This window comes from Burkholderia sp. 3C (genome assembly GCF_054589155.1).
Genome location: NZ_BAAILN010000059.1, coordinates 1 through 8,554, shown reverse-complemented (window position 1 = coordinate 8,554; position 8,554 = coordinate 1). Strand labels below are relative to the sequence as shown.

9 protein-coding genes are annotated in these 8,554 nt (G+C 64.0%); 3 read left to right on the top strand and 6 right to left on the bottom strand.

Annotation, left to right across the window (positions count from 1 at the left end):
- On the top strand, positions 1-345 hold a 345-nt coding region (locus ACYP33_RS09880; RefSeq protein WP_459621327.1), incomplete at its 5' end, for a PTS transporter subunit EIIB.
- A 110-nt stretch (positions 346-455) separates the two neighbouring features.
- Here the strand turns inward: ACYP33_RS09880 and cydX are convergent.
- From cydX to rpoH, 5 genes are all read right to left on the bottom strand, one after another.
- Positions 456-575 carry a cytochrome bd-I oxidase subunit CydX gene (gene cydX / locus ACYP33_RS09875; RefSeq protein WP_414443136.1) on the bottom strand — a complete coding sequence of 40 codons (120 nt, stop codon included), beginning with the start codon at positions 573-575 and terminating at the stop codon, positions 456-458.
- Between the two features lie 28 nt (positions 576-603).
- Entirely contained in the window at positions 604-1,740 is a 1,137-nt protein-coding gene (gene cydB, locus ACYP33_RS09870) for a cytochrome d ubiquinol oxidase subunit II (protein ID WP_459621325.1), read from the bottom strand.
- A gap of 37 nt (positions 1,741-1,777) precedes the next feature.
- Positions 1,778-3,352 (bottom strand): cytochrome ubiquinol oxidase subunit I, encoded by a 1,575-nt coding sequence (locus ACYP33_RS09865; RefSeq protein ID WP_414450956.1) that lies wholly within the window; start codon positions 3,350-3,352, stop codon positions 1,778-1,780.
- Positions 3,342-3,611 (bottom strand): cytochrome oxidase putative small subunit CydP, encoded by a 270-nt coding sequence (cydP, locus tag ACYP33_RS09860; RefSeq protein WP_459621323.1) that lies wholly within the window; start codon positions 3,609-3,611, stop codon positions 3,342-3,344. The genes ACYP33_RS09865 and cydP overlap by 11 nt, the downstream gene beginning before the upstream one ends.
- A gap of 360 nt (positions 3,612-3,971) precedes the next feature.
- Entirely contained in the window at positions 3,972-4,907 is a 936-nt protein-coding gene (rpoH, locus tag ACYP33_RS09855) for an RNA polymerase sigma factor RpoH (RefSeq protein WP_459621321.1), read from the bottom strand.
- Between the two features lie 365 nt (positions 4,908-5,272).
- On the opposite strand from rpoH, the gene ACYP33_RS09850 reads away from it, so the two are divergent.
- Together ACYP33_RS09850 and ACYP33_RS09845 are read left to right on the top strand one after the other, a co-directional pair.
- A complete protein-coding gene (locus tag ACYP33_RS09850; protein ID WP_414443131.1) occupies positions 5,273-5,845 on the top strand; it encodes an acyloxyacyl hydrolase in 573 nt (190 codons plus the stop codon).
- Between the two features lie 39 nt (positions 5,846-5,884).
- The gene (locus ACYP33_RS09845; RefSeq protein ID WP_414443130.1) at positions 5,885-6,271 is read left to right on the top strand and encodes a nuclear transport factor 2 family protein; all 387 of its coding nucleotides are present in this window, start codon (positions 5,885-5,887) and stop codon (positions 6,269-6,271) included.
- A 188-nt stretch (positions 6,272-6,459) separates the two neighbouring features.
- Here the strand turns inward: ACYP33_RS09845 and leuA are convergent, their stop codons facing one another.
- Positions 6,460-8,112 (bottom strand): 2-isopropylmalate synthase, encoded by a 1,653-nt coding sequence (leuA, locus tag ACYP33_RS09840; RefSeq protein ID WP_459621318.1) that lies wholly within the window; start codon positions 8,110-8,112, stop codon positions 6,460-6,462.
- Positions 8,113-8,554 lie beyond the last annotated feature (442 nt).

Genomic DNA, 8,554 nt, shown 5'->3' with positions numbered 1-8,554 from the left:
GCCGCGGCCGTTGCGCCGACGCCGGCCGTGGTGGCGGCGCCCGCAGCGGCGGCGCCGGCCAGCGATCCCGGCCCGCTCGACCCCGATCCGATGCGCTGGCTGGCCGTGTTCGGCGGCGCGACCAACGTGCTGTCGCTCGAAACGGTGGCCGCGACGCGGCTGCGCGTGGTGGTGCGCGACCCGTCGGCCGTCGATCGCGAGCGTCTGTCGAGCGTCGACGTGGCCTGGGTGTCCACCGATACGTTCCACATCGTCTGTGGTACGGCCGCCTCGCGCTACGCGCAGCAACTGTCGACGCGTCTGCCGTCGCAAGGCACCGGCGGCCCTGCGGTGCAGCCGGCCTGAGCGGTTTTTAGCAGCGTGTCATGACAGAAGGCGCCCTCGGGCGCCTTCTGCGTTTTCACGGCCGCACATCGTTCAAGCGATGCGCGGTCGGCGAGTGAGAGGCACTGCGATCAGCGATCGCCGCCCTTCTCATGCGCCTCGTGGGCTTCGTGCGATTCGAGCCACATCGCATTGATCACGCCGAACGACAGCGCGACGCCGATGCCGAGGATCCAGGTGAAATACCACATGTCGTATCTCCGGTAGAGAGCGTTTCGGTCAGTACATCGAATGGTTGTTGTCTTTGATCACCTGCGTCGTGATCTTGCCGCGCAGCACGCGATAGACCCAGCTCGTGTAAAGCAGGATCAGCGGCAGGAACACGATCACGGCCCCCAGCATCACGCCGAGCGTCAGGTGGCTCGAGGTCGAATCCCAGACGGTCAGGCTGCTGCGCGGATCGAGCGAGGACGGCATGATGAACGGGAACATCGAGAAGCCGGCCGTCAGGATCACGCCGATGACCAGCAGGCTGGTGGACATGAACGCCGTTTTCTCGAAGCGCGAGCATGCGAGCACGGCCGCCAGCACGCCGCCGAGGAACGCGATGGCCGGTGCGGCCGTCATCCACGGGTAGGTGTGATAGTTGGCGAGCCAGAGGCCGTGGCCGGCCGCGACCTGCTTGAGCAGCGGGTTGGCCACGGTATCGAACGGCGCGGCCTGGGTGATCTGATAGCCGCCGATCGACGTGCAGATCAGCGCGCCGGCCAGCGCGAACAACACGACCGCGACGATGGCCGCGATGCGCAGCGCCCGTGCCGCACGGCGCGCGATGATGCCGTCGGTCTTCATGCGGATGAACGCGGCGCCGTGCGCGACCAGCATCGTCAGCGACACCAGCCCGCACAGCAGCGCGAACGGGTTCAGCAGCGCCCAGAAGCTGCCCGTGTAGGTCACGCGCAGGTCGCTGTCGAACGAGAACGGCACGCCTTGCAGCAGGTTGCCGAACGCCACGCCGAACACCAGCGCCGGCACGAAGCCGCCGATGAACAGGCCCCAGTCCCAGCCCGCGCGCCAGCGCGGATCGCTGCGCTTGCTGCGGTAATCGAAGCCGACCGGCCGGAAGAACAGCGCGAACAGCACCAGCAGCATCGCGAAGTAGAAGCCCGAGAACGACGCGGCATACACCATCGGCCAGGCCGCGAACATCGCACCGCCGGCCGTGATCAGCCACGTCTGATTGCCTTCCCAGGTCGCGCCGACGGTGTTGATGACGATGCGGCGCTCGTCGTCGGTCTTGCCGAGGAACGGCAGCAGTGCGGTGGCGCCCATGTCGAAGCCGTCGGTGAGGGCGAAGCCGATCAGCAGCGTGCCGATCAGCACCCACCAGATCACCTTCAGAGTTGCGTAATCCATGACGATTCCTTGTTCGGTTTCGGTGAGAGGGCGCGCATCAGGCGGCCGGGGCCGTGTGCTGCTGCTCGTGGTGGTAACGGCCGGTGTGCAGCGACGACGGGCCGAGGCGCGCGTACTTGAACATCAACGTGATCTCGATCACGAACAACGCCGTGTAGAACAGGACGAAACCGGCGATGCTCAGGTAGAGGTCGGTGGGCGTCAGGCTCGATGAGGACAGATGCGTCGGCAGGATGCCGGCGATGGTCCACGGCTGGCGCCCGACTTCGGCCACCACCCAGCCGAACTCCGCGGCCAGCCACGGCAGCGGAATCGCCCAGACGGCCCAGCGCAGGAACCAGCGGCGCTGCGGCTTCAGCAGCTCGCGCCGCGCGCAGAACCAGAACGCCAGCACGAAGGTGACGAGCATCATCACGCCGAGCAGCACCATCAGCCGGAACGAGAAGAACACCGGCGCGACGGGCGGGATGGTTTTCTTCGCCGCCTCGGCGATCTGCTGCGGCGTGGCATCCGTGACGTTGTTCGTGAACTGCTTGAGCATCAGCCCGTAGCCGAGGTAGGTTTTGTGTGCGTCGAAGCTGGCGCGCGTGGCCTCGCTGGTGTCGCCGGCCTTCAGCTTCTGCAGGGCCGCGTAGGCGATCATGCCGCTGCGGATGTGGTCCTCGCTGCGCTTGATCAGATCATTGAGGCCCACTACCGGTTCGTCGATCGAGCGCGTGGCCATCAGCCCGAGCACATAGGGAATGCGGATCGCGTAATCGGTGCGCTGCTCCTGTTGGTTCGGAATCCCGAACAACGTGAGTGCGGCCGGCGCCTGGGTCGTTTCCCATTCCGATTCGATCGCGGCCAGCTTGACCTGCTGCACTTCACCGGTGGTATAGCCCGATTCGTCGCCGAGCACGATCACGCACAGCGTGGAAGCCAGCCCGAAGCCGGCGGCCACCGCGAACGAGCGCAACGCGAAGGCCGTGTCGCGGCGGCGCAGCAGATACCACGCGGACACGCCCAGCACGAACATCGACGCCGTGACATAACCGGCCGACACCGTATGCACGAACTTGACCTGCGCGACCGGATTGAACAGCACGTCGGCCAGGCTCGACAGCTCCATGCGCATGGTCTGATAGTTGAACTGCGCGCCGACCGGGTTGTTCATCCAGCCGTTCGCGACGAGGATCCACAGCGCCGACAGGTTCGAGCCGACCGCCACGAGGAACGTGACCATCAGGTGCTTGACCTTCGACAGCTTGTTCCAGCCGAAGAAGAACAGCCCGACGAACGTGGATTCGAGGAAGAAGGCCATCATCCCTTCGACCGCGAGCGGCACGCCGAAGATGTCGCCGACGTAGTGCGAGTAGTACGACCAGTTCGTGCCGAACTGGAATTCGAGCGTGATGCCGGTGGTCACGCCCATCGCGAAATTGATGCCGAACAGCTTGCCCCAGAACTGCGTCATGTCCTTGTAGACCTGCTTGCCCGTCATGACGTAGACGGTTTCCATGATCACGAGCAGCCAGGACATGCCGAGCGTGAGTGGAACGAACAGGAAATGGTAGAGCGCTGTGATGCCGAACTGCAGTCGCGACAGATCGACGACTTCGCTACTTATCATGGTGGTCTCCCTTGGAGGAATCAGGGGTGGTGGGCCCAAGCAGGCGGGCGGCGACGACGGCCGGCGGCAATTGCATGTGATCCGCCTGCGGGTGATTGAAGAAGGCGTACTTGAGCGCCATCAGAAGAACCAGCTTGATGGCCAGCACGGCCGACAGGTCGCGCACGAGCGTCGGCCCCTTGGCCCAGGCGACGAGGCGTGTGCGCAGCGTGCGCGGGGCATCGCGCGGTGTGGGCTTGGGAGTGAGAAGCAGCGACATGATCGGTTGAGCAGCGCCCTGGATAGGCCGGTTGGGTATCGTTCGTCGCGCCGTTTGGCGCACGCGGAAGGACATTAAAATTTTAAAATTGTGCGCTGCGATAATTGCAATTCAATCTGCGGCGGACGGTCGCGAAATGGCGATTTGTATTTGATGTGCCGCAAAGCTTGCTCTGAATCGCGAATCCGATTTGGAACAATCCTACGGAATGCCGAATATTTCTAGTTATAGGATGGCACCCGACGAGTGTCAGGAAAAATGGAGCGGGGGTGGTAGCGCTGTTGTGCAGCCCAAAACAAAAAACCCGCTGTCTTGCGACAGCGGGCTCGATCAAACGAGGCCGGGCAGCTTGCCTGGGCGTTACGCGTATTCGGCGAGTGCGGTGCGCATTTTCTTCATTGCGCTGGCTTCGATCTGGCGGATGCGTTCGGCCGACACGCCGAACTCGGCGGCGAGATCGTGCAGCGTCGAGCCGCCCGAACCGTCGTCGTCGACATGAAGCCAGCGCGCCTCGATGATGCGGCGGCTGCGCGCGTCGAGCGATTCGAGTGCTTCCGAGATGCCGTCTGTCTGCAGGCGGTCGCGCTGGCGCGCGGCGATCACGGCCGTCGGTTCGTTATGCGAATCGGCCAGATAGGCGATCGGGGCGAACGATTCCTCGCCGTCGTCCACCTGCCCTTCGAGCGCGATGTCGCCGCCCGACAGCCGCGTTTCCATCTCGGCCACTTCTTCGCGCTTGACGTTCAACTCTTGCGCGAGGCCTTCGATTTCCTCGGGCGTCATCGCCTGCAAGCCCTTCTTGTGGCTGCGCAGGTTGAAGAACAGCTTGCGTTGCGCCTTGGTCGTGGCGACCTTCACCATGCGCCAGTTGCGCAGGATGTACTCGTGGATCTCGGCCTTGATCCAGTGGATCGCGTACGAAACGAGGCGGACGTTCTGAGTCGGATCGAAGCGCTTCACGGCCTTCATCAGGCCGATGTTGCCTTCCTGGATCAGGTCGCCGTGCGGCAGCCCGTAGCCCAGGTAGTTGCGCGCGATCGACACGACCAGCCGCAGGTGCGACAGCACCAGCCGGCGGGCCGATTCGAGGTTGTTCTGGTCACGGAATTCCGTGGCGTATTGACGCTCTTCTTCAAGCGTCAGCATCGGAATCCGGTTGGCTGCCTGGATATAGGCGTCGATATTGCCGAGTTGGCCCGGCAGCATCGATTGGGACGCGAGCGCCAGCGAGCCTGCCGATGAGGCTTTCGCAGGCGCCGAGCCAAAAATATTCGGAAGGGTCAGAGCGTTGCTCACTTAAACTCCTTTGGAATCAGGGACATTCCCCGTTACTAGGCGATTCCACCAAGCTCATCTTAGCACTCTCGCCAAGTGAGTGCTAAACACTTAGAGGCGACAGGGCCATTCGAGTTCCGGGATGTCTATCAAAAAATGTATATTGATAGTACACCGTTCTTGTCAGGGTTGCTGCTGATTCAAATTGACGATGATTCGTGAATCTTTTGGGATGTAATTTTGATTCTTGTTATTTTTGAAGAAAATTATTTCGAAAGACGATGCCGATAAGAAATCCCCTTTAACCTAAGATGCACTTCGTTTTTTGAGTCGGCGGCGTGATGCGTGGCCGATGCTCCATTCAACCCCGGAATCTGGAGTGGCGAATGCAGAACAAGAAGAACAGTCCCGGAACGGGACGATGGCTGCCAAGCGTGGCGCTGGCAGTCGTACTGGCGGGTGGTTCGACCTCGGCCATGGCCGACCGCTGGGGTGTCCAACTGGGAGGCGGCATCGCCGATCACGACATGAAGAAGGTCGATCTCGGCGTGGTGTGGGACCCGGGCTGGTCGTGGTGGCAGGTCGGGGATTGGCACTTCACCTTCGTGGCCGAAGGCCATGTGTCCTATTGGCACTACGGCGGCGATCACACCGTGCACGGCAACATCGGCGAATTCGGCTTCACGCCGGTGGTCCGCTTCATCAAACGCACCGGCTACGTGCGGCCGTTCATCGAGGGCGGCGTGGGCGTGCGGCTGCTGACTCATCCTACGATTGCCACCGATTACACGATGTCGTCGGCGTTCCAGTTCGCCGACATGGTGGGCGTCGGTGCGCAGTTCGGCTCCCGTCAGCAATACCTGGCAGGCTTCCGTTTCCAGCACGAATCAAACGCCAGTATCAAAGAACCGAATCCTGGTATAAATTTCAGCCAAATCTACTTGCAGTACAACTTCTGAGTGGCATGCGCCACGGGCGCGAGGCCGGGGAGTGCGGCGATGGTGGAGCAGCAGATGGAGGCGATCCGGACGCTTGAGCGCGACCGGTTCCGAGCGATGGTCGACGGCGACGGCGAGGCGCTCGACGTCCTGCTGTCGGACAACGTCTATTACGTGCACACCAACGGCAAGCGCGAGTCGAAACAGCAGTTCATCGACGCGATCCTGGCCGGACGCCGCCGCTATCGCCAGATCGAGGTGCAGTCGCAGGAGGTGATGCCGGTGGGCGGCGACGCGTTCGTCGTGACCGGGCGGGTGATCGTGGAGCTCGAGGCGAACAACGGCGGGATCGTGTTCCCGATCGCCTACACCTCGCTGCAGGCCCGGGAAAGCGGCCAATGGCGCTTGCTCGCCTGGCACGCAACGCGCTGCGCAACCGAAACCTAGATCCCGCCGTTCGCGGGTGAAGCGGATGCTCGTCGCATCCCTGCGGTTTCATCGAGGCGGCCTGTCGGGCCGCCTTTCCGTTCCTGCCTGCCGAGGATCGCCCGGCCTGCATGTCGATTGCGCATTGCGTGCCGACCGTGTGCGGCCGGTCGGCCTGCCGTATTCGGGGCGCGATTCGGCCCGTGAAATCAGGCCGCGGCGCGGTGATCCGAGCAGTGCCAGTCGGAGCGGTTGATCGCGCTGGCCACCGCGTCGATCGCCGCGACCACCGGCTCCTCGTGTGCGCCTGCGCCGTAGCGCATGGCGGCATCGCCCATCTTGATGCCGACGAACACGGCCGTGCGCCCGTCGGCAGCGCGCACCGTCTCGACCGAAGCCACTTCGATCTCGGCGCCTGCCGTGCCGGCGAAGGCGGCCGCGGCATGGGCCACCACCGCTTCGGCCGTCGCGTCGCTCGCGATCGGGCCGCCGGCCGCAATCTCGTGCCGCTCCCAGCTCATCGTGCCGCCGACGCGCGCGGCCGGCCCGGTGGTTTCGAAATATTCGCGATGGAACAGCGCGCAGATCGCGTCGCCGGTCACTTCCTCGCCGGACTGGTCGGCCACCGTTTGCACGGCGTGGCTGAATTCGATCTGCACGCGGCGCGGCGGCGTGAAGCCCATGCCGCGTTCGAGCAGGTAGGTGGCGCCGCCCTTGCCGGACTGGCTGTTGACGCGGATCACGGCGTCGTAGCTGCGGCCGAGATCGGCCGGATCGATCGGCAAGTACGGCACTTCCCAGATTGCGTCGGGCTGCTGCTGCGCGAAGCCCTTGCGGATCGCGTCCTGGTGCGAGCCCGAGAAGGCCGTGAACACGAGGTCGCCGGCATACGGATGGCGCGGATGCACCGGCAACTGGTTGCAGCGCTCGACCACGCGGCGCACCGCATCGATGTCGGAGAAGTCGAGGCCCGGGTCGATGCCCTGCGTGTAGAGGTTCAGCGCGAGCGTGACGAGGTCGACGTTGCCGGTGCGCTCGCCGTTGCCGAACAGGCAGCCTTCGATGCGATCCGCGCCGGCCAGCAAGGCCATTTCGGCGGCGGCAACGGCCGTGCCGCGGTCGTTGTGCGGATGCACCGACAACACGATGCTGTCGCGGTAGCCGAGGTTGCGGTCCATCCATTCGATCTGGTCGGCGAACACGTTCGGCGTGGCCGCCTCGACGGTGGCCGGGAGGTTCACGATCATCTTGTGATCGCGCGTCGGCCGCCACGTTTGCGCGACGGCGTCGCACACTTCGCGCACGAAGGTCAGCTCGGTCATGCTGAAGGTTTCGGGGGAATACTGGTAGGTCCAGTGCGTGCCGGGGCGGGCCTGCGCCTGTTCCTTGATCATGCGCGTGCCGTTCACGGCGAGCGCCTTGACGTCGTCCTTCGACAAGCCGAACACGATCTTGCGGAACGACGGGGAGGTGGCGTTGTAGAGGTGGACGATCGCGCGCTGCACGCCGTCGAGCGCCTCGAACGTGCGAACGATCAGATCCTCGCGAGACTGCACCAGCACCTCGATCGTCACGTCGTCCGGAATCCGCTTCTCGTCGATGAGCTTGCGCACGAAGTCGTAGTCCGTCTGCGAGGCCGACGGGAACCCCACTTCGATCTCCTTGAACCCGATCGCCACCAGCATCTCGAAGAATTCGAGCTTCTGTTCGATGCTCATCGGCTCGATCAGCGACTGGTTGCCGTCGCGGAGATCGGTGCTCATCCAGATCGGCGCACGTTCGATCGTGCGGCTCGGCCACTTGCGGCCGTTCAGGCGTACGGGTTCGAACGGGCGGTATTTGTCTGCGGGATTGCGCTTCATCTTGGCCTCAAGGCGATTCAGTCGCGAGCGAAGAGGGGCGGCAACGGATTCGGTGACGCTGCCTGCGCACGGGTACGCGAGGTCGCGTGACGGTGCGGCGGATCTTCGCGGCCATTCGACGGATGGACGAACGACGGCTGACGACTACAGGGTTAGGTACGGCGAGAAGGTGCTGCGAGAACTGCTCAGGGGGGACCGTGCGGGATGCACGGCGCTACGACAGCTTTACGCTAGTCGTAGCGATAGCGACCGCGCTAGGCGGCCGGAAGTAATTCGGAGGGGGTTCGGAAAGCAACGCATGGCGACAACTGTATTCGAAGTCGTTTCGCGTTGTCAATCGGTGGCGTGGCGGCAGGTTGTCGCGAATCGGTCGAATAGCCGTGCGATTCGGACAGCCCGGCGGCCGATGCGGTGCGCTGGCGGTCGGGCCCGAGCGGGCCCG